The organism is Kineococcus sp. DHX-1, assembly GCF_042473625.1.
Taxonomy (GTDB): domain Bacteria; phylum Actinomycetota; class Actinomycetes; order Actinomycetales; family Kineococcaceae; genus Kineococcus.
This window is the reverse complement of sequence record NZ_CP170445.1, coordinates 3,995,877-4,016,035: the sequence shown is the minus strand read 5'-3', so window position 1 is coordinate 4,016,035 and position 20,159 is coordinate 3,995,877. Positions and strand designations below refer to the sequence as shown.

Annotated in this window: 17 protein-coding genes and 1 tRNA gene; 6 read left to right on the top strand and 12 right to left on the bottom strand. The window is 68.0% G+C overall.

Annotated elements, in window-relative coordinates:
• Nucleotides 1-156 precede the first annotated feature (156 nt).
• Both ACFEMC_RS19285 and ACFEMC_RS19280 read left to right on the top strand, forming a co-directional pair.
• On the top strand, nt 157-2,619 hold the full coding sequence (locus ACFEMC_RS19285; RefSeq protein WP_380171117.1) for a transglycosylase domain-containing protein: 2,463 nt from the start codon (nt 157-159) through the stop codon (nt 2,617-2,619).
• 217 nt (nt 2,620-2,836) lie between these two features.
• A complete protein-coding gene (locus ACFEMC_RS19280; protein ID WP_380171116.1) occupies nt 2,837-3,523 on the top strand; it encodes a GPP34 family phosphoprotein in 687 nt (228 codons plus the stop codon).
• A 3-nt stretch (nt 3,524-3,526) separates the two neighbouring features.
• Here ACFEMC_RS19280 and ACFEMC_RS19275 read toward each other — a convergent pair whose 3' ends face one another.
• Nucleotides 3,527-3,994, bottom strand: a complete 468-nt coding sequence (locus ACFEMC_RS19275; protein WP_380171115.1) for a GatB/YqeY domain-containing protein — start codon at nt 3,992-3,994, stop codon at nt 3,527-3,529.
• A gap of 58 nt (nt 3,995-4,052) precedes the next feature.
• Here ACFEMC_RS19275 and ACFEMC_RS19270 point away from each other — a divergent pair, with 58 nt between their 5' ends.
• Together ACFEMC_RS19270 and ACFEMC_RS19265 are read left to right on the top strand one after the other, a co-directional pair.
• On the top strand, nt 4,053-4,979 hold the full coding sequence (locus ACFEMC_RS19270; RefSeq protein WP_380171114.1) for a metallophosphoesterase: 927 nt from the start codon (nt 4,053-4,055) through the stop codon (nt 4,977-4,979).
• A 76-nt stretch (nt 4,980-5,055) separates the two neighbouring features.
• Nucleotides 5,056-5,132: transfer RNA gene (locus tag ACFEMC_RS19265), tRNA-Pro, on the top strand.
• 1,898 nt (nt 5,133-7,030) lie between these two features.
• Here ACFEMC_RS19265 and xerC read toward each other — a convergent pair.
• Genes xerC through ACFEMC_RS19235 form a run of 6 tightly spaced genes read right to left on the bottom strand, consistent with a single transcriptional unit; the run spans nt 7,031 to nt 12,153 of the window.
• Nucleotides 7,031-8,188 (bottom strand): tyrosine recombinase XerC, encoded by a 1,158-nt coding sequence (gene xerC, locus ACFEMC_RS19260; RefSeq protein WP_380171113.1) that lies wholly within the window; start codon nt 8,186-8,188, stop codon nt 7,031-7,033.
• Entirely contained in the window at nt 8,188-8,388 is a 201-nt protein-coding gene (locus tag ACFEMC_RS19255) for a helix-turn-helix domain-containing protein (RefSeq protein ID WP_328294390.1), read from the bottom strand. The genes xerC and ACFEMC_RS19255 overlap by 1 nt, the downstream gene beginning before the upstream one ends.
• Nucleotides 8,389-8,421: 33 nt before the next feature.
• Nucleotides 8,422-9,897, bottom strand: coding sequence for a replication initiator (locus tag ACFEMC_RS19250; RefSeq protein ID WP_380171112.1), 1,476 nt, complete (start codon nt 9,895-9,897; stop codon nt 8,422-8,424).
• Complete coding sequence (locus ACFEMC_RS19245; RefSeq protein WP_380171111.1) at nt 9,894-11,420, bottom strand: FtsK/SpoIIIE domain-containing protein; 1,527 nt, start codon at nt 11,418-11,420, stop codon at nt 9,894-9,896. The genes ACFEMC_RS19250 and ACFEMC_RS19245 overlap by 4 nt, the downstream gene beginning before the upstream one ends.
• A complete protein-coding gene (locus tag ACFEMC_RS19240) occupies nt 11,420-11,719 on the bottom strand; it encodes a hypothetical protein (RefSeq protein ID WP_380171110.1) in 300 nt (99 codons plus the stop codon). The genes ACFEMC_RS19245 and ACFEMC_RS19240 overlap by 1 nt, the downstream gene beginning before the upstream one ends.
• Nucleotides 11,719-12,153, bottom strand: a complete 435-nt coding sequence (locus tag ACFEMC_RS19235) for a plasmid replication, integration and excision activator (protein WP_380171109.1) — start codon at nt 12,151-12,153, stop codon at nt 11,719-11,721. Before ACFEMC_RS19235 ends, ACFEMC_RS19240 begins: the two co-directional genes overlap by 1 nt.
• Before the next feature lie 240 nt (nt 12,154-12,393).
• Between ACFEMC_RS19235 and ACFEMC_RS19230 the strand changes: the two genes are divergently transcribed.
• Nucleotides 12,394-13,452 (top strand): XRE family transcriptional regulator, encoded by a 1,059-nt coding sequence (locus tag ACFEMC_RS19230; RefSeq protein ID WP_380171108.1) that lies wholly within the window; start codon nt 12,394-12,396, stop codon nt 13,450-13,452.
• A 3-nt stretch (nt 13,453-13,455) separates the two neighbouring features.
• Here ACFEMC_RS19230 and ACFEMC_RS19225 read toward each other — a convergent pair whose 3' ends face one another.
• The 4 genes from ACFEMC_RS19225 to ACFEMC_RS19210 all read right to left on the bottom strand — a co-directional run bounded on the left by ACFEMC_RS19225 (nt 13,456) and on the right by ACFEMC_RS19210 (nt 17,582).
• The gene (locus ACFEMC_RS19225; RefSeq protein ID WP_380171107.1) at nt 13,456-14,013 is read right to left on the bottom strand and encodes an NUDIX hydrolase; all 558 of its coding nucleotides are present in this window, start codon (nt 14,011-14,013) and stop codon (nt 13,456-13,458) included.
• Between the two features lie 463 nt (nt 14,014-14,476).
• Entirely contained in the window at nt 14,477-14,941 is a 465-nt protein-coding gene (locus tag ACFEMC_RS19220; RefSeq protein WP_380171106.1) for a hypothetical protein, read from the bottom strand.
• A 224-nt stretch (nt 14,942-15,165) separates the two neighbouring features.
• A complete protein-coding gene (locus ACFEMC_RS19215; protein WP_380171105.1) occupies nt 15,166-16,314 on the bottom strand; it encodes a DUF262 domain-containing protein in 1,149 nt (382 codons plus the stop codon).
• A gap of 557 nt (nt 16,315-16,871) precedes the next feature.
• Nucleotides 16,872-17,582: a TetR/AcrR family transcriptional regulator gene (locus ACFEMC_RS19210; RefSeq protein WP_380171104.1), complete on the bottom strand. Its 711-nt coding sequence runs from the start codon at nt 17,580-17,582 to the stop codon at nt 16,872-16,874.
• An 88-nt stretch (nt 17,583-17,670) separates the two neighbouring features.
• On the opposite strand from ACFEMC_RS19210, the gene ACFEMC_RS19205 reads away from it, so the two are divergent.
• Nucleotides 17,671-18,534, top strand: coding sequence for an NAD(P)H-binding protein (locus ACFEMC_RS19205; RefSeq protein WP_380171103.1), 864 nt, complete (start codon nt 17,671-17,673; stop codon nt 18,532-18,534).
• Here the strand turns inward: ACFEMC_RS19205 and ACFEMC_RS19200 are convergent.
• A complete protein-coding gene (locus ACFEMC_RS19200; protein WP_380171102.1) occupies nt 18,521-19,990 on the bottom strand; it encodes a flavin-containing monooxygenase in 1,470 nt (489 codons plus the stop codon). The genes ACFEMC_RS19205 and ACFEMC_RS19200 overlap by 14 nt on opposite strands.
• Between the last annotated feature and the right edge of the window lie 169 nt (nt 19,991-20,159).

The following is a 20,159-nucleotide window of genomic DNA, read 5'->3' as shown; positions in this document are numbered from 1 at the left end:
CTTGTGACGAACTCGCGTAGTCACTTCGGGCTAGTCCGGCCTCCCCCGGGTGGCGCAACGGAGCGTGGGTCGCGGGCCGGTCACGATCCTGCGCACACCGTGCGGAGGACGTGTGGACGCTCCCGAGCCCCCACCTGCTCCGCTTACCCTGACGGCATGGCCCCTCGCTCCACGCAGCACACCCGGCGCCCGGTCTTCCGCCTGCTCGCCGCGTTCGCCGCGGTCAGCGCCGCCGGCGGCGTGCTCAGCGCCGGGCTCGTCGTCCCCGCCGTCGCCGCGACGGGGAGCCTGACGAGCGAGGGCGTCGACATCTTCAACGAGCTCCCGGGCGACCTGGGGGACAAGACGCTGTCCGAGGCCTCGACGATCACGTACGCCGACGGCACGCCGATGGCGAAGGTCTACGACCAGAACCGGTCGGTGATCTCCTTCGACCAGATCGCGCCGGTGATGCGCGACGCGATCGTCTCCATCGAGGACGACCGGTTCTACAGCCACGGCGCCGTGGACCTCAAGGGCGTCGTCCGGGCACTGGTGTCCAACGCCGGCGGCGGCAGCACCCAGGGTGCCTCGACGCTGACCCAGCAGTTCGTCAAGAACGTCCTCGTGCAGCAGGCCGTGCAGCAGGGCGACTCCCAGGCCGCCGCGGCCGCCGTCGAGGCCGACGGGGTCGACGGCTACGCCCGCAAGCTGCGCGAGATGAAGCTCGCCATCGGGGTCGAGAAGGAGATGTCGAAGGACGACATCCTCACCGGTTACCTCAACGTCTCCTACTTCCAGAACAACGTCTACGGCATCGAGGCCGCGGCGCAGTACTACTTCTCGACCTCAGCGGCGAACCTCACGCTGCCGCAGGCGGCGCTGCTCGCCGGCATGGTGCAGAACCCGGCGGCGTACAACCCGGTGAAGTACCCCGACGCCTCCGTGAAGCGGCGCAACATCGTGCTGAACCGCATGCTCGAGCTCGGGAAGATCGACCAGGCGACGCACGACGCGGCCGTCGCGGCACCGGTGGGCCTGAACCCCAACCCCAGCCGGCAGGGCTGCCTGGCTGCTGGAACGGCGGCCTACTTCTGCGACTACGTCGTGCACGTCATCGAGAGCGACCCGGCCTTCGGTGCGACGCCGGAAGACCGGCGCAACTTGCTGCGCCGTGGTGGTCTGACGATCAAGACGACGCTGAACCCGGTCATCCAGAACATCACGCAGAAGGCCGTCAACGACGGGGTGAACCCCGGCCAGGACGTGCGGTCCGCGGCGTCCTTCGTCCAGCCCGGTACCGGCCAGATCCTCGCGATGGCGCAGGACACGACGTACTCGCCGGACGAGGACCAGATCGGCGTCACGACGCTGAACTACAACGTCGGTCAGTCGATGGGGGGCACGGCCGGGTTCCAGCAGGGGTCGACCTTCAAGCCCTTCACCCTCGCCACGTGGCTGAAGTCCGGGAAGTCGCTGGACTCCAGCGTCTCCGCCCCCAGCTCGGGGAACGACCCGTTCAGCGCCTTCACGGCCTGCGGTCAGAAGCTGCGCGGCGGTCGCTACCAGTACAGCAACTCCGAGGGCGGCGGGAACGGCGGCGCCATGACCGTCCGGCAGGCCACCGCGAACTCCGTGAACACCGCCTTCATGTCGATGGAGAAGCAGCTCGACATCTGCGACATCACGGCCACCGCGCAGTCGCTGGGCGTCTACAAGGCCGCCCCGACGAAGAACTTCCTCACGGGCGAGAAGAACCTCGACCTCGACCAGAACCCGTCGATGACGCTGGGGACCAACCTCGTGTACCCGCTCGAGGTCGCCGGTGCCTACGCGGCCTTCGCCGCTGACGGCAACTTCTGCAAGCCGACGGCGATCCTCGAGGTGCTCGACACCAACGGCAAGCCGCTGCAGGTTCCGTCGGCGGACTGCAAGCAGGTCCTCGACGTCAACGTCGCCCGCAACGTCACCGAGGCGCTCCGGCTCGGCTGGACGAGCGGGACGGCCAAGGGCGTCGGCAAGGGCGTCATGGACGGCCGGCAGGTCGCGTCGAAGACGGGGACGACGAACGACAGCCAGAACATCTGGTTCGCCGCCTACACCCCGCAGATGGCCGGGGCCGTCTGGGTCGGGCACCACCAGGGCGTGAAGTCGCTGAACTACGCGCGCATCAACGGCCGTCGCGTGGGCCGGGTGTTCGGCGCCACGATCCCCGGTCCCATCTGGGCCAACGCCGTGGGACCGTCGCTCGAGGCGCTCAACGCGCCCAAGGAGACGTTCACCGACGGCACGAACGACGGCCTCAAGACAACCACCGTCGACGGCAAGATCCGCGTCCCGAACGTCGTGGGTCGCAGTGTGTCCTCCGCCACGTCGGCCCTCCAGGCCGCCGGCTTCCAGGTCTCGGTGGCCAGCGGACGGGTCCAGTCGTCGAGCGTCGCCGCGGGTCTCATCGCTTCGCAGAGCGCCCGGTCCGCCGCGGCCGGCGCGACCATCACGATCACCCGCAGCTCCGGCGCCCCGCCGGCGCCGAGCCCCACCCAGCCGGCGCCGACGCAGACCTCGGATGCCCCCGGCATCGAGCTGCCGACGGACCTGCCGTCGCTGCCGTCCCTGCCGCAGGCGCCCGCCGGTCAGTGATCCGGACGTGAACAAGCAGCTCGGCTGACCTTCCGGGGCCGGTGGTGGACAAGCGTCCACCACCGGCCCCGTGTCAGTTCCGCGCGTTGCGTCGGTCGTCGCCTCGACGGCACGAGCAGGGACCCCCGCCGGACGTCGGACCCGTCCGCGCCGTTCGGCTCTCCCCGAGCGGGGGCGATCGGTGCCAGCCTGGGACTCCCCGATCGAGGAGGTTCCCGTGGATGCGCTCAGCGACGACCTGGTCCTCGTGCTGCTCGACCCCCACAGCGGTCGACCGCTGGTGGACAGCACCCGGGCCCGCGCCGTGATCGGCGGGGCGGTCCTCCTCGACCTGGCCCTCCGCGAGCGGCTCGTCGCCGAACCGGCGCGGTGGGGCGGGGACAAGCTGCAGGTCGCGGACCCGTCCCCGACCGGTGACCCGGTCCTCGACCACGCGGTGAGCCGCCTCGGTTCCCGCCGCACGGCGGCGAGCACGGCGGTGACGCGGGTCGCCGGCGGGCGGACGGCGCAGACGGTCCGCGAGCGGCTCGCCGCCCGCGGCGCCGTCCGGCACGAACCGGGCGGGTTCCTCCGGTTCGCGCGGGACCACCCCGACCCGGCGGTGCGGGAGCCGCTCGTCGCGGCCGTCGCCGCCGCGCTGCAAGGCACGCGGCCCGTCACCGTCCGGACGGCGGCCCTGGTGTCCCTCGTCCACTCCGTGGGGGCCGTGGGCAAGGTCGTGCCGGGTCACGGCTGGTCCCGCAAGGAGCTCGACGCCCGCGTGGCGTCCGTCGCCAAGACCCTCGACGAGGGTCACTGGGCCGGAAGCGCGGTCGCGGCGGCGGTCCGGTCCGCGCAGGCCGCCGTCACCGCCGCGATCGTCGCCAGCACCTCGGCCGCCACGGCGGGGGGCGCGTCGAGCTAGAGGTCAGGCCTGCAGGCGGGCCCTGACCGCGCCCGAGAGGCGCCTGCCATCGGCACGGCCGCCGACCTTCGGCTTGAGCTGCGACATCACCGCGCCCATCGCGCCCATGCCCGTCAGGCCCTCGGCCGTGGCGACGAGGACGGCCTCGTCGACGAGCTCGGTGAGCTCCTCGTCGGTCAGCGGGGTCGGCAGGTAGGTCTCGATGACGCCCAGTTCACCGCGCTCGCGCTCGGCCTGCTCGACCCGGCCGGCGCCGTCGTAGGCCTCCGCCGCCTCGCGGCGCTTCTTGGCCTCGCGCTGCAGGACGGTGACGACCTCCTCGTCGGACAGCGTGCGCGCCGACTTCCCGGCGACCTCCTCGCCGCGGACGGCGGTGAGCACCATGCGCAGGGTGGCCGACCGCAGCTCGTCGCGAGCCTTCATGGCGGTGGTCAGGTCGGTCTGCAGGGTGTCCTTGAGGGTGTCGCTCATGACGGCGATCCTCCCACCCCCGTCGAGCCGTTTACCGGCCGCGCGGCAGGATGACCGGATGCCCAGCGCTGCCGGAGTCCTCAAGGCCACCGCCGGAACCGTCGGCCTCGCCGCCCTCGCCGCGGGGGCCGGCCTGGGGTACGCGGCCGGGTACGAGGTGCGGGCCTTCGCCCTGCGGCACGCCGTCGTCCCGGTGCTGCCCGTCGGCGCGCGACCGTTGCGGGTCCTGCACCTGTCCGACCTGCACCTCGTGCCGCGCCAGCACCGCAAGCGCGAGTGGGTTGCGGCCCTGGCCGACCTCGAGCCGGACCTCGTCGTCAGCACGGGGGACAACCTCGCCTCCCTCGACGCCGTCCCCGCGGTGTTGGAGACCTACGCGGGGCTGCTGCGCAGGCCCGGGGTGTTCGTCCTGGGGTCCAACGACTACTGGGCGCCGCGGCCGCGCAACTGGGCCCGCTACCTCAAGGGCCCGTCCAAGATCCCGATGCCCGAGGAGATCCCGCGGCTGCCCACGGACGACCTCGTCCGCGGCTTCACCGACGCCGGCTGGGTCGACCTCGACAACGTGCGGACGCGGCTGACCGTGGCGGGGCTGGACCTGGAGTTCGTCGGGGTCGACGACCCCCACCTGCGCTACGACCGGTACCACGACGTCGCGGGCGGGGCCGCCGCCGACGCCGACCTCACCATCGGCGTGACCCACGCCCCCTACCGCCGCACCCTCGACGCCATGACGGCCGACGAGGCCGGGCTGATCCTCGCCGGCCACACGCACGGCGGACAGCTCTGCGTGCCGGGCTTCGGGGCGCTCGTGACGAACTGCGACATCCCGCGCAAGCAGGTGTCCGGGCTGTCCCGGTGGTCCGCCGCCGGGCGCGAGGCGTGGCTCCACGTCTCCGCCGGCCTGGGGACGTCGCCCTACGCGCCGGTCCGCTTCGCGTGCCGCCCCGAGGCGACGCTGCTGGAGCTCGTGCCGGTCCGCTGACCTCCGGACGGGTGGGTACTGGTTCGGAGCACCGTCCCGCGTGGGCTACTCTTGTCGAGGTCGTTCACGCGGCCATCGGGGTGTGGCGCAGCTTGGTAGCGCGCTTCGTTCGGGACGAAGAGGCCGCAGGTTCAAATCCTGTCACCCCGACCAGCAAGACCGCAGGTCAGAGGCCCGGAACCGCATCAGCGGGGCCGGGCCTCTGGCGTTGTGCGTGACCGACTGCGTGACTAAAGGTTCGAGAACGTGGGTCTCAACCTGACGGTGCGTTGGAGTACCTGTTCCGTCAGGGTCGTGAACGACGACCGGTCACTTGGTCTCGACTCAACGATGAAGCTAGACCGTGTGGGCGGATCGCTGACCCGCATGCAACCACCCGCACTCACCAGAGATCGACTGCTGGGAGACGGCGGTCAACCTGGTGAAGGCTCCCCATCCTGTATCGACTTGCTAGCCTGGATTCTTGGCCTGCCGCCATTCGAGCTATAACTCCGGCCATGGTGTCCAGGTTTCCGTTCCTGCAAGATTCGATCGGTGCGGCAAATTTTCTATCCCAACTGTAATGAAGGGTCTGCCGGAGTTGTCGATGCGGTGAGTGATTCTGCGCCCTTCGACCAACAACAACAGCTCTAATGTCCACTCATGTCGATCGCGTGAGGCTTCGATCCAGATGTGAAACCGCTCGATTTCTCTAGGACTTAAACTTACTGATGGAAATTCCTCACTTTCTCCGCCGCCAGCCGATTCGAAAAACACGATTGGGGCGCCCCCCCAGTCGAGGTCCACCCGAAATCGGCGCGGGATTAGGTCTGCGCCTCCAACACCTCGAGTTAGGATGATCCCATCATGCACGGCACTGCGGCGATCCTTGACTCGCAAGGATTCTACGACAACCGCAGTCTCTGACTTGGCTTGCAAGGTCACGGAAAGCTGCGTGACGACTGCATCTACCCCGTCATGATCTTTAACCCACTTCAGCCAGTCGTCCCGGGTGGTCGGCACGGGTCCCGCGGGAATTCCTCGTGGAAAGTAGTGCGTGAAGGGGACCCAATCGGGAGACCCAGTCCATATGATTGACGGGTCGTGTTCGACGTGGATGAGGAGAGGCTTCTCGCGCCATAGCCGTCGTGCAAAGCGTTCCATTGCGGCAATGGGCGGCCGCGCAAGCGCACCAAGCGGCGCTCCGACCACTACGCCCGCGATGCTCCCCAGGATCAGCTCGCTCCATGCAACCATGGATGCAGTCTGACCCATCGGTAGAGCCTGGTGTCATGCCGCCATGTGAATGGCTCAGGAGGACGAATGTCGATCGAGGAAGTCCGCGCCTGGCTGGCGGCCGTCGGCCCCCTCGCAGCGACGGCGGGCGTGATCTGGGCGGTCATTACCTTTCGCGCCGGCAGAGCCGACAACGCGCGACGAGACGCCGCTGGTCTATATGCTGAGATGTACGAGCAGGCGCAGAACGTGCCGGAGGATCCACGGCTACCAGATGAGCCGGGGGAGTGGACGGACGGCGAAGTCGTCATCAAGATGCATAATGCTGGTCCTCAAGCGTTTTATGCCGTTATGGCCAGCGTTTGGCTGCCTGCTCAACGTCGTCGTGTTTGCGGGTACGCAGACGTTATCGGTCCCGGGCAGACACTCTACGCAAAGGTGGGCTATTCCGCGGGTGCGGGCTGTGATGGCGCAGGGCGCGCCAGCGAGGACACAGATGTTCGTCTTACGTTTAGAGATAGCCTGAGAAGAGGGTGGCAACGGCAACCTGACGGCATACTCGGAAAAGCTCCCCGACGCTGGGTTCTAGCGTCTCGTACGTCAACCTTGTGGGGTCGCTCTTGCCCTGCGGTCGGGCTACATGGCCTTGTAGAAGGTGAAACGATAGTGGATTGGGCCGGAGAAGAGGCAACTATCAGCTTCTTCGTGCCTGACGCATCGGAACTAGATCGGGACGCTAAGGCAGCGCCTCCGCGAGTTTGGACTAAGTCGGATTTGGAAAGATTTCACCTGGACTAGTTTAATCCTCAATGGCCAAGGTCTCATGGCCTCTCAGCTCATTGGCTCCCGAAAATAAGGTCCATTGCTGTGGCTCCTGATTGCAACACGGGACGTATTTGCTTCCGATACACCAGTTCGGTCACTGCTGTGCTGCTGTGCCCAACGAGCCGAGAGATCTCCTCCAGCGGGACCCCATTATCTGACAGCAGTGACACGAAGCTGTGCCGCAGCTCCCGTGGGGTCCACTCGGCGGGGTCGACGCCGTCAGCGGTCGCGATGGCGATTCGGAAGTCGCGACGGACGTGTGCGGGATCGAGCGGGGTACCCACCTTGGACGTGAAGACGAGCCCGGTCTCGACCCAGCGGGGACCTGCGGTGAGCCGATCCCGTTCCTGCTGTGACCGCTGAGCGTGCAGCGCCTCGACGCACCGCTGGGGGAGAGCGAGGGTGCGGCGGGACTTGCGGGTCTTCGTGTCCCCGCCAGCACGAACCGAGCGCCACACCGCGACGTGCGCGGGCACCGGTGGCACGACGTCTGGACGGCCGGCGAGGTCGACGTGGTCCCAGCGCAGCGCCCGCAGCTCCTCCGTGCGGGCCCCTGTCAGCATCGACAGCACGACGTACCCCCGAAGCCGGGTCGACTCCACCGCCCGCAGCACGGCATCGGCCTGCACCATGGTGAGAGCCTTCGAAGGCCGACCGGCCTTGCCCTGCGGCACGCTGCACAACGCCACAACGTTGCGCTTCACCTTGTCCCGGGCCATCGCCCTCTTGACTGAACGGTTCAGGACTGAGTGGATGCCCTGCAACGTGCGGGTGCTGAGCGTCTGCGCCTTGCGGGCCAGCCAGCGGTCTACGTCCTCCGCGCTGAGGTCACGGAGACGACGGGCCCCCATGTCCGGGATGACGTGGATGCGGGCGAGGATGCGGTTCGTCGCGACGGTCGTCTCCGAACGCCCGTGCAGACCATAGGCGAGCCAGTCCTCGACGGCCTGGGCCACGGTGTAGTCATTCGGGGCGATGGCCAAGCCGTCGTCCTGGTCACGCAGCACCTCCTTGAGCTTGGCGCGGGCCTCGGTCTTCGTCTTACCGCTGCCGCGCTTGACGATCCGCTTGCCCGCGGGGGTAAAGCCCAAGCTGACGCTGGCGATCCACCGCTGCCGGTGCTCGTCCCAGTGCAGACCGCCCTCGCCCCGGCCACGACGGGTAGGCATCAGGCCGCGTCCTCGAGGGAGGCGATGTACTCCACCAGTGCCTCGTACGGGATGAGCCGGGTGCGCCCCTCGTGCACCGAGCGCAGACGGCCGGAGCGCAGGAGTTCGAAGATGACGCTGCGGCTCAGGCTCAGAGCGTCGGCGGCATCCTGCACGCGGTACAGGAGACGGGTCGGGGCAGTGCGCTGCTCGTGGTTCATCGTGAGTCCTTTGCGAGGTCGTAGCGGTAGGGGTCAGAGCAAGGAGGCGCGACGGGCGCGGGCACGGTCGTCGGACCACTCGCGGGCTTGTGCGGCGGCGGTAGCGGCAAGGGCGGCGTCCCCCGCGCTCAGCCAGCCGATGCCGTCCAGTGACCAGGAACTGACGACAAGCGTCGTCTCCTCGACGTCAGGCGCATCGACGTCAGCCGTCAGGTTCGAGCGCCCCGTCAGGCGGTCACGCAACTGCTGGACCGACCACCGTTTCCGCGCCGAACGCAACCGGCCCAGGGTGGTGGAGTAACGGCGGGATTTCGTGGAGAAGTGCCCGCGAAACCCAAGCATCGCTCCCCACTTCGCCAGCGGCAGGTACTTCGCTCCACCGGTCCGGGCGAGGTACTGCACCTCGGCGAGCAGACGGCAGACGTGCTCCACAACGCCCATCCGCCGCGCCGCGTCGGCATCACGCAGCCCAGGCGGGAGGCCGAAGTCGTCGCACGCCTTCGTGGCGTACTTCGCGATGTACGCCGCCACGGTCTCGGGGTGCAGACCGTCGTCGGGATGGTCTGCACGGCCGGCCTCGCGAGTTGCTGCGGTGGTGACGGCGCGTGCATCGACCTGCGTCCCGAAGCGCAACCGGCGCAGCTCCCCACGGGCCTCGGTCGCAGGGGCGTCGAACCAGACCCGGGCGGCGGCGACGTGGACGAGTTCGCACAACTGCTGCGCGCTCACCCCAACCAGCGGGGGAGGGAACTCCATCGAGTCCGTGGGCGGCCCGTCGAGTCGGACGAGTGCGTGGAAGTGGACTACGCCGCGACGCTGGAACTCCGCGACCTTCGCGAACGACACCCGAACCAGCGAGTGTGCTGCCGCCTGCGTCAGGCCCAGATGCGCAGCCAGCGCCCGGCGCAGCGCGATGGTGAACCGCCTCCACAGCTCCGGAGACCACCACTGCCACACCACGTGCCCGGTGTAGTCGTAGCACTCCGCGCACAACGGCTGCCCCAGACGGCGATCCCCCTCAGCGTGCACGATGCGGCAACCCACCGGGTTTCCGTGCTCACACAGCGCGGACGATGACCGAGGACGGCACATGCTCGGACGACCGTTCCTGCGACGCTGCCCGTGCACCGCACCGAAGGAGGGGGCGGTGAGAGTGGCGAACACCAGCGGGTGCGTGGCCACCGACTCCGGGACCCCCTTCATCCCGCCCGCGGCTCCTGCGGCGAGCAGGTGCCACATGTCGCCCTTGTACTCGTGGGAACACGACGGGCAGACGCTGGCCCGGCGGTTGCCGCAACGGGTGTAGAGCACTCCGTCCGGTTCGTTCGCAGAATCGTAGGTCGAGAGCACTTCGCCGGTGGCACGGTCGACGGTGGTGGCTTGGCCGCGCAGTCGGATGGGGCGGGCGCAGTGCCCGCAGTTCGCGGCCTGTTCGGCCCACCGGTCGAAGGTAGGGGACAGCAGCCGACGACCGACTTCGGCTTCCGCGTTCGGAGACAGGGCGTTCATGCCGCGCCCTCCTGCGCCTGGGTGTTTTCGCGGTTTTTCGTGTCGTCGTGGGAGTCGTTGTCGACGACGGAGAACACCGGCCGGGACTGCGATGCGTGAGTCCGGGTGCTGCTTGGTTTGTGGGTGCGGGCGAGTTCCCCGATGGCCTGGTTGTCGTAGTAGGCGGCACGGACCCGGACGGGTTCGCGGACGCCATCGACCTTGACGTAGGCGACGCCGGGGGAGGTGTCGGGGATCTGGTGGCACAGGGCCCCGGACTCTCGCGCCCCCTCCCCGAGGACCATGTCGACCTGAGACTTCTCATCGAGGCGCATCGCGATCTTCGTCGGGAACAGGTTTCTCAGTCCCAGGACTTCCTTGCGGGGGTCCTGCAATGCCGCGACGAGGACGACACCGGGTGCCCGTCCCTGGGTGGCGATGGCAGACAACGCTTTCTCCGCACGGTCGCGAAGTTTCCGGTCGGGGGTGTAGGCCGTGAGGAGGGCGACCTCGTCGACCAGCACCACCAGCAGCGGTTCCCGAGTACTTGGTTCGTGACGGCGGGAGGTGCCGGCCATCCGAGCGGCCCGTTCGGTCATGAGGACCGCGGCGTCTTCAAGAAGCTGCACACCGTCCTCGACGGTGGTCGCGAACCGGGTGAACAGTGCCCGGCCCGGCTGCAGTTCCATCCCGGCCTTGCCGTCCACGGCCCACACCTGCACCAGTTCGTCGCGGATGCCCCCGGCGATGCCGCCGAGCAGGGACCACACCACCGAGCCCTTCCCCGCGCCGGTGACCCCGACGATGAGGACGTGGGTGGCGGCCAGGCGCAGCAGCCACGGCTGCCCGTCCTCCCGCAGCCCGATCGGGACGGCAGCAGCGTCGAGGACGTCGGGGACGGGTAGCGGGGTGACGACCTGGGCGAGGGGGTCGCCGTAGAGCCAGGTAACGACGGCGGTGCGAGGACCGGTCTTGCGGACCCGGCACGACCACGCCCCGCACGCCGCACCCAACGTCTCTGCCGCCGAGGCGAGGTCGTCGACGGTCTGCCCGGCCACAACCTGCACCCGCCCGGTCAGGACCAGGTGCTCACGGGAGGCCCACCGCAGCCGAGACAGCCCCGGCGTCCACGACTGCCGCTGACCCGAGCGGCGGTCGGTGACGGTCATCGCCAGACCCACCCGCTCGCACAGTCCCGGCCAGTTCCGTCGAATGGCCCGCTGCTTGCGGCGTCGCCACGCGGGCTGAGCCAGGAGACGGTCGAAGGACACCGGCCACGCGAGCCGCCACACCACCAGCGCCACCACGAGGACCGCGACGACGATGCCGACCACGAGGAGGTGGTTGTTCGTGTACGCCCACCATCCGGTGACCAGGACGGCTGCGATGAGCGGGAAACGCCACACGAGCTGTGCGGCCGTCTTGACCATCCACCAGACCAGAGACAGCAGCGAGACGATCAGCTCGGCGATCCAGTCGTCAGAGGTGGCGGTGCTCTGCTGGGACGGCTGGTGGGTCACGACACCCTGCGGACGGCCACCCATCACGCCACCTCCGACGTGCGCAGCCGGGCACGGCCTGCCGGGTGGCGGGACACCGACCGCAGCCGGGCGGCTTGTTCAGCGGCGACAGTGGCCAGGTAGCGGCACTCCGCTGCCTCCTGAGGATCGATCGGCCCGTAGTGCTCGGCGAGGCGCCCGAAGAGTTCGGCTTTACGCTCGATCCACGCCGCCCGCTCCCGCAATGGGGTTTGCGAGCCAGGGCGGGAGCGCAGCAGCGCCCCGAGCTGCGCGGTGATGCTGTTCCGCTCGTTCCGCTCCGCCTGGAGCTGGTCGGCGCGCATCAGGCAGCCCGCCCGGTCTCGGTCTTCGGGTCCGCCTTCACAGCGGTCTTGCCGGGGGCGGACATCCCCGTCGCCTTCAACGACCACGCCAGCCGGGGACGAGCGCGGTTGGTGTCCACGTACGGGGTAGCGGTGAGCCCGTCGAAGACGACGGGACGGAAGGGCAGCCCCGGGAGAGTGGCCGGGGGAACGGGCTGGTGCTCGGCCATGACCTTGACGACGACCTCGGCCTGCCCACGGCGGGCTTCTGGATCCGCGTCGACGACGCGGACCGCCCAGAGTCGTTCGCCGGTGTTCTTGTCCCGGGACTGGAAGTCGACCTCCCCTGCCTGCTTGCGGTCGAAGTCCTGGACCTGCTCGACCTCACCCACCACGTACGCACCGTGCGGGAACACCAGGTCCTGTCCCAGCGGAATCGCACCCTGAATTGCCATGTCGTCCTCCTCGTTCCAGCAGCGCGGTTGCGCCGATGAGACGAGCGAAGCGGAGGCGTGCACGGCGCAGAAGATGACGACCGTTGACAGGGGTTGAGTCAACCCCTGTCCTCCTGTCAGTGGCTTCGGGCACTCTGTCCGCCAGTACCTTGGCGAGGCCGCAGAGATCCACGGGAGTGAGCAGTGACACGCATTCAGGACGTGCGCTTGGCGCGAGGGTGGTCTCAGACCGCCCTAGCGATGAAGCTGCGACAGCGCGGACAGCAGCTCGGCACGCCCGTCGGCAGCACTGAAAGTCTCAAGACGCAGATCTCCCGCTGGGAGAACGGCAGGGTGGCCCCGGGTGACTTCCACCGCCAGCTGCTGCGGGAAGTCCTCAACGTTTCCGACGAAGGCCTGGGCTTTGTTGCGGCAGAGGTGTCTACGGCTCTCAGCAGTCCTCCGAGCCTGACGCAGGCATTGGGCCGAGCGGCGCTCTTCGAAGCGGGAAGCACGGCTCACCTGCACCACCAGGTTGAGGCCATCCGGAAGGCCGACGGGCAGTCCGGTGCGGCCGACGTGCTGGAGTACGCCCGCAAGCTCCTGAACGACACCACGCAGCAACGGCGTTACCTGGTCCAGACAGGAGCCCGACGAGAGCTTGCGGCCGTCACCGCGGACCTCGCATCGCTGGTGGGTTGGCAGTCCTTGGACGTCGGAGACCTCGACCGAGCGTGGACCGCCTTCGAGGAGGCCAAGTCTGCCGCCCGTGAGGCGGAGGACAACGCGCTGCTCGCTCACGCGACGGGGGAGCAGTCCTTCGCTTTGCTCGACCTCGGACGTGGAAGTGATGGCGCGGCCATGGTCGCCGAGGCCCGCCAGCTGCATGGGCTACCGCCTCGCCTCACGGCCTGGCTCCACGCAGCAGAGGCCGAGAACCGCGCTGCCGCGGGTGACGGTGAGGCAGCACGGAGGTCTCTCGCCGCCGCTGAGGCGCTCCTGCCGAGCAGTGATGAGGACGCCGCCCTCACGCCGTACCTCCGCCTGGACGCGGCCAACCTCACCCGCTGGCGCGGCCACTGCCTCGGTCGGCTGCACGACCCTGGTGCCGTCGCTGAGCTCCTGGAGGGCTTGGCCAGCGTTCGTGGCCGGTACAGCCGAGCCGAAGCCAGCGTGCTAGTCGATCTGGCCGCTGCTGAGTTGCACCGCGACGACCGCGATCAGGCGCAGCACTACCTGCGTCAGGCCACGTCCCTGGCCAACCGGATGGGATCGGTGCGTCAGCGCCGCCGCCTGGAGGCGCTGCGTCAGGCAGCGTGAGGGTCAGGTCCGATCTACGAGGAAGCGCAGCAACCCTGTGATGGAACCGGAGCCGAGGATCTCGCCACGGTCGATCAGCTCCACCACATCGTCGAGGGCTACCCAGTCCACGACGCCGGCCTCGACGAGATCTGTGGGCGCTCCGACCTCCTCGGCCTGGTCGAAGACGTAGACCTCGTGGGGGGTGTCGACCATCCCCACCATGGGCTGGAACTCAAGCAACTGGCGTCCCCCGGTGGGACGCCAACCGGTCTCCTCCTCGGCTTCCCTAGCGGCGGTCTGCAAGGCCGTCTCGCCTGCGTCCACGATGCCGCCTGGAAGCTCCCAGCCCACCTGATCGGTCAGGAAGCGGTGTCTGCGGAGCATGAGCACCCGGTTGCCAGCGGCGTTGAGCACGAGCGCGACGGCCACACGCTGGAGACGCACCACGTGGTGCTCGAACCGCTTGCCGTCCGGGGGCTCCAGGTCGACAAGGACCAGCCGCACCCACGGGTTGTCGTAGATCGTCCGCTCACCGAAGACCTGCCACCGAGGCGGCTCCTGCACGGCGGGCTCATCCATACAGAGAGCCTACTGATCCACGAAGGGTCAGCGGGTGCCCGCACCTCACCCAGTCCAGCTGTGAGAACTTTCTCTACTCCGTCAAGGCGGCGGGCTCTGCCCGCCGCCGTCGACCGCAAAGGCGCTTCACCACCCTGTGCGCGGCCTACGGCCGTGCTCGCGCGCCTCACGCCTCCGCAGCCGACGCATATGTCGAGCGCCATCAACTTGTACATATCGAGACTCGCCCACGGACTCAGTCGTACCAGGGGCTCCCGCCCCTGGACCCCGGCTGCGCTGGACAAATGCGCGAGAGACTAGCAACAAGCAAGTCTGTCGTCGCGCATTTGCCCACCGCTCTGATGGCAGCAGAGACGGTGGTCCATAAGCAATCAACGCACGACCTAGATGCATGTTGCAGCTGACTAGATTCCAAGTGAATAAGACGCCCACCTTGTGTGGCCGGATTTCTCCGCGGCCTTTCCTAGATGCCGTTTCTAAGGCGATCATCCCAGGCCTTCATCTCAGGAACTAGATCTTTGAGAGTCTTTTCAACATCCCAAGGGGTTGTTGTTGTTCTGGTTTTGGTCGCTTTTGCTGTCCAGACTGGAACGGTGATGCTGCTCGAGTGTGAGCCGCGTGGGCTGATGTCGATAGCTCGTCGCCCGAAGTTCGCTACCGGGCGTCCGTGCGCGGTGTCGCCTCTTCCTGACCCAAAGGAGTTCATTGACCCTAACCAAACTGTATCAAAATCGTTTTCGTTGAAGCCAAGAGGAAGGAGTAAGGAGAAGAGATTATTTTGCTTGATCCCTTGGTTTTCGTCTACCCGCTTCGTGTACCAGACAACCGCGTCTCGTAGTGCGAGATCCGTAGAGGCTGCGGTAGTCATCTCGTTCTTTGGTAGGTAGGTAACCTTGGCGAAATAGTGGGACGACAGCACTGCGTTCATCAAGCCATTGCAAGAACGGCTTTGCTGGAATTTCCACAAACTTGCGTAGACGGCCCTGCGGCATAACTCCTCAAAGTAGAATTCGACAGCCGCGTGGGCCGTAACTAGGTAAGCGTCCCCCTGAAGTAAATCTACATCTCTGGCAACGGCGCGAACGGGTCGACTGAATGTAGCGTTAAGACGCCGAAGCGTCGCATGCAGCTCATGGAAAAGAAGTAGTCGTTTCATCGTGGAATATACTTCTCAATCGACGGTACGATGGTCGAAAGTTCTTCCCCAAAGACGGTCAGTCGTGTAAAGACGGCGGGCACGCTCTTGGTTGTTGACGTCAGAGAGTTCTGAAATGCCTCATGCTGGCGGCAAAGATCTTCAAATAATCCCTTGACGGCGATGGCTACATCTTGAGCCTCTCGACGCACCTCTGGGTGCTGCAGGTAGAATCCCATAATGTCTAGAACGGCGCGATTCCTGCGTGGTTCATATCCTCGTTGGGAGGCGCGCTTGAAAGCGTCTTTTCCAAAAATCTCGGTTGTTGCCGTGACGGCGGAATCTAGACCTGCTCCGGCTTCGACTACGGAGGGTGCGATCGAATGCCAGTCCAGGTTCAGGAGTTCGCACGTCTCATCTAGGAATCGCCTCAAGTCCCCTCGATACTCAGCAAGGCGTAAAGTGAGTGCGACATGCCGGGTGAGTACCTCTGCGTCGCGCATTCTAAAGTCTGGCCGTCGAATGTTCAGGAAAGTCTGAATCGCAGTACTCTCGCTAGAGGCCTGCATTACGTAATCCATGAAGGGGCCCGGGTGTAGGGCTCGACGTAATTCTTGAGGAGACAATCCAACAACATTGCTGTTCAGTCGAAGAAATGTGAGATATAGAAGACTTTCGTTGGCCCACCCTCGCAGGATGACGGCACGAACGGCGGCGTTCTCCAAGGCGGCAGAATGATTCTCAAAGCTATCCGAATCACGCAGCTCATCTAGAGTCATTCCGTTTAAATCTTTAATCACCTCCAATCCAGTCAGTCGCATCGGCTTACCGTCAAGGCCCGCAAAACGCTGTAAGCTGCGAAGGCGCTGCTTGCCGTCAAGAACAATGAATCGCCCCCTAGCCTCACGCCGTTCCGCTAGAATAATCTGTGGAACCGGAATACCGAGCAGCAGGGACTCGATAAATCGCGAGCGTTTAACATCACTCCAAACATCGCGTCGCTGGAAGGCGGGTTCTAAGTCGAATCTACCGCGCCGCAATTGGTCGATAAGAGTGCTTACCGTCCAGTCGGTTCCCCAGGTTACGGTTGAATCTGGTCTGACATCTGTTGCTAGATCGTCCTCAGAAACGTCCAACGACAAAGCATCTAGTTCCTCGGCTGCCACGTCTCACTCCTCGGGTGCTATGACTGCCGGCCCGTAAGGCGGGTCGGCTCTCAACCTGTCTAAGCACCATAGCCTCGAAGGAGGGAACGGGGGGTCGAGAACTGTCACTCGATCCAAACGTGGCGGCTTGACTGGCATACGCTTGAGTGCGGGGTGGATGCTCTGGTTTAGTAGCTTGAGGAGGAGCGCGGGCTGAGATGCAGCGCGGCTTGGGTGAAGATCCCTTAGAAGGGATTGCTCGCTCGGTGGTAGCCATCTCCGCAGTGGTAGTGAGTGAGCTTGCATCTACGGCCAGATGGTGAGCTGGGCGGGTGAGCAGGCGGCCATCCAGACCACGCCAGCGAGGGGTGAGTGTCAATCTGCGTGACAACGATCCGGGATTGAGGGGGACCGGGGGCGATCCCAGCGGAGGCGGTGGTAGGGAAGCGGGTCGATCCCGGCGTCCACTCGAAGCTTCGGGACGAAGAGGCCGCAGGTTCAAATCCTGTCACCCCGACCAGATCGCCACGAAGGGCCCGGATCCGCTCAGTGGATCCGGGCCCTTCGTCGTCTCCGGCTCACCCCTGCGCGGCGTCGATCGACCGCTCCAGCCACTCCCTCAGCAGGGTCTTCTCGGCGCTGCTCAGCCCCGGCAGTTCCGCTGCGGTAGCGCGGAAGGCGACGGTGCGCGCCGCCCCCTGCTCGACTGGAGCCGCGTCAGTGAGGACCGCGCGGGACACCGCGTCCCACAGTGCGTCCGCGAGGCCGGGGTCGCGGTCGGCGGCTGGGACGGCGAGCAGTGTCGTGACGGCGCCGGTCCCGGCGGCGTGCACCATCGCGACGGCGCGGGCCTCGCTCACTCGCAGCCGACCGGCGGCGGCGACGCGGCGCACGCGGGTCCGCAGGACGTCCAGACCGGCCTCGGTAGCGGGGGAGGGTGCCCGCTCGGGGTCGTGCAGGAAGCGGAAGAGCGCCGGGTTCGCCAGGCCGAACTCCACGTGGGACGTCCACCCGGCGCGTAGGTCCTCGACGGGATCGATCTCCGTCGCGGCGACGTGGGCCGACTTCTCCGCCACGTAGCCGTCCATGACGTGCTCGGCGACCGCCTCCAATAGCCCGTCCTTGTCCCCGAAGAGCCGGTAGATGGCCGGCGCCTGCATCCCCGCGGCCTGCGCGACGGCCCGCGTGGTGACGGCGGCGGTGCCCTTGTCGGCCAGGAGGCTGCTGGCGACGCGGATGAGGCGGAGGCGGACGCCGTCGCGTTCGACGTCCTCGACGGAGACGGTCACGGAACGATGGTAGCGCCGGAACGTTTCCAGGGGTACGGTGCTGCCGGTGGTACCGATCCGACGGTATCGATGGAAACGAGGAGCGCCCATGTACGTCGTCACCGGTGCCACCGGCCAGCTCGGGTCGCGCATCGTCCGCTGCCTCCTCGACCGGATCCCCGCCGAGCGGATCGGCGTGAGCGTCCGCGACGCCAGGACGGCCGCGGACCTCACTGCGCGGGGAGTCCGGGTGTGCGAGGCCGACTTCCTCGACCCCGACGCGCTGGCCCACGCCTTCGAGGGCGCCGAGCGGGTGCTCGTCGTCTCCGCCGCCATCCGCGACGCGGCGCAGGCGGCCCAGGCCCACCGTGCGGCCATCGACGCGGCCCGGGCGGTCGGCGCGGAGCGCGTGCTCTACACGAGCCACCAGGCGGCCTCTCCCGCCTCGCAGTTCAGCCCGGCCCGGGGTCACGCGGCGACGGAGGAGCACCTCGCCGCCGGCGGCCCGTTCACGGCGCTGCGCAACGGATTCTACGCGACGACCGTCCCGTACCTGCTGGGCGACGCCCTCACGACGGGGATGCTCGCGGCCCCCGCCGACGGTCCGGTCTCGTGGACGGCGCACGACGACCTCGCGGAGGCGGCCGCGCTCACGCTGCTCGCCGAGAACCCCGTCGAGGGGCCCACGCCACCGCTTACCGGGCCCGACGCTCTCGACCTCGCCGACGTCGCGCAGTTGCTCAGCGAGCTCTCGGGGCGTCCGGTGCGTCGCGTCGTCGTGGACGACGAGCAGTGGCTCGCCGACCAGGCGGCGGCGGGCGTTCCTGTGGGCGCCGCGGAGTTCACGCTCGGCATGTTCCGGGCGTCCCGCGCGGGGGAGTTCTCCGTCGTCAACCCGACCCTGGCCGGGCTCCTCGGGCGCCCCGCGACGCCGCTGCGGAACCTCCTGGAGACCGCCGTCAGTGCGCGGTGACCGACGTGCGTTCCGCCACCGCCCCCACGCGCGCCAGCAGCATGGGCACCAGGTACGCGTAGCTCGACGGGGTCAGGGGTTTCGTCCACTGACCGCGCCGCACGGCAGCAGGCAGCGGCAGACCGAGGTCGTCGAGCATCTGGTCGAGCACGGCGAACGACCCGCTCGGCACCTGCTGCTGCCCGTGGGCGGCGGCCTGTCGGTGCGTCAGGTGGAACCGGTGGCCCGTGCGCTGCACCTCGTCCCGGCACGGGCCCGGCACCACCCCGGCCAGGTGGCCGGCGAGCCACACCGCCCCCACCTCCGCGGACAGCGGGCTGCGGTAGGTGTTGCCCCACCCGGCGAACGCCAGGCGGGGGACGCCTGCAGGCAGGATCCGGCGGTGGAGCGCCATGACACCGTCGGCGTCCAGCAGCCGGTCGCGCACGGACGCGTCCAGCAGCGAGAGGTCCTGGTCGAAACCCGTCGCGGCGACCACGACGTCCGCCGGCACGCGCGATCCGTCGGACAACTGCACGTCGCCCGCACCCAGCGCGGTGATCGACCGCTCGCGGCGGACCGTGATGCGACCGTTCCGGACCGCCTCGAAGAACCCGTCCGTGACGAGGCTGTCCGCGTAGGGCAGGGGCGTGCCGGGCAGCAACCCGGCGCCGCTCGCACCGGTGCGCCGGGCGATCTGCTGGGCCACGGACCACAGCACCGCGCGGCGCACCGGAGCGTCGACGGTCGCGAGCAGGGTCTGGAGGCGGGTCGTCCGTTCCGGGGCCATCAGGTGTTCGCCGAGGCGGGTCAGGAGCAGGTGGCGGAACGTCAGGGGGCCGACGATGCGCTTCGGGACCTTCCACCGGACTGCCCGCGCCACCACGGTCGTCGAGCGCGCCGTCCGCGAGGCGGCGACGGCGACGTCGCACGCCGTCTTGCCCCAGCCCACGACGACGACATCGCGCCCTGCGAGGACGGCACCGTCCCCGAGCTGGGTGGGTTCGACGACCCGCCCACCGGAGGCGTCGAAGACGTCGCGTCCCGGCCAGTCCGGCACGTGGGGCGTCGAGAACACGCCGTTCGCGAGCACCAGCCAGTCGACGTCCAGGACGGAGGTCCCCTGCGCGTCGCGGACCTGGACGGACCAGCCGTCGCCGGCGGGGACGGCCCGTTCGACCGACGTCCCCAGGCGGATCCGTTCGCGGACGCCCTTCACCTCGGCGTAGTGCTCGAGGTAGGCGCGGACGTGGTTCCCCGTGGGGTGCAGGGGGAAGTCCGCGGGCATCGGCACGTCCGAGAACGCGTAGGAGACGCGGTCGTCCTGGGTCGACACGTCGGGGTAGCGCCGGGTGGAACTCCACACGCCGCCGAGGTCGGGTGCCTTCTCCAGCACGGTGACCTCGTGGCCGAACTGCGTCAGCACGGCGGCGGTGACCAGGCCGGACGGCCCGGCACCCACGACAGCGATCCTCATGCAGCCAGCGTCGGACCCCGTCGTCGCCGTCGGGAACCGCACTCACCCGTTCGTCGGGAACCCGGGTGCGCCGAGGAGGTGATTCGTCCCCCGTCCGGCCCTGCGTGGACGCACCGGGTCATCGACCTCACCCGTCCGCACCCCGCAGCATCGGAGCAGACCACCGCTC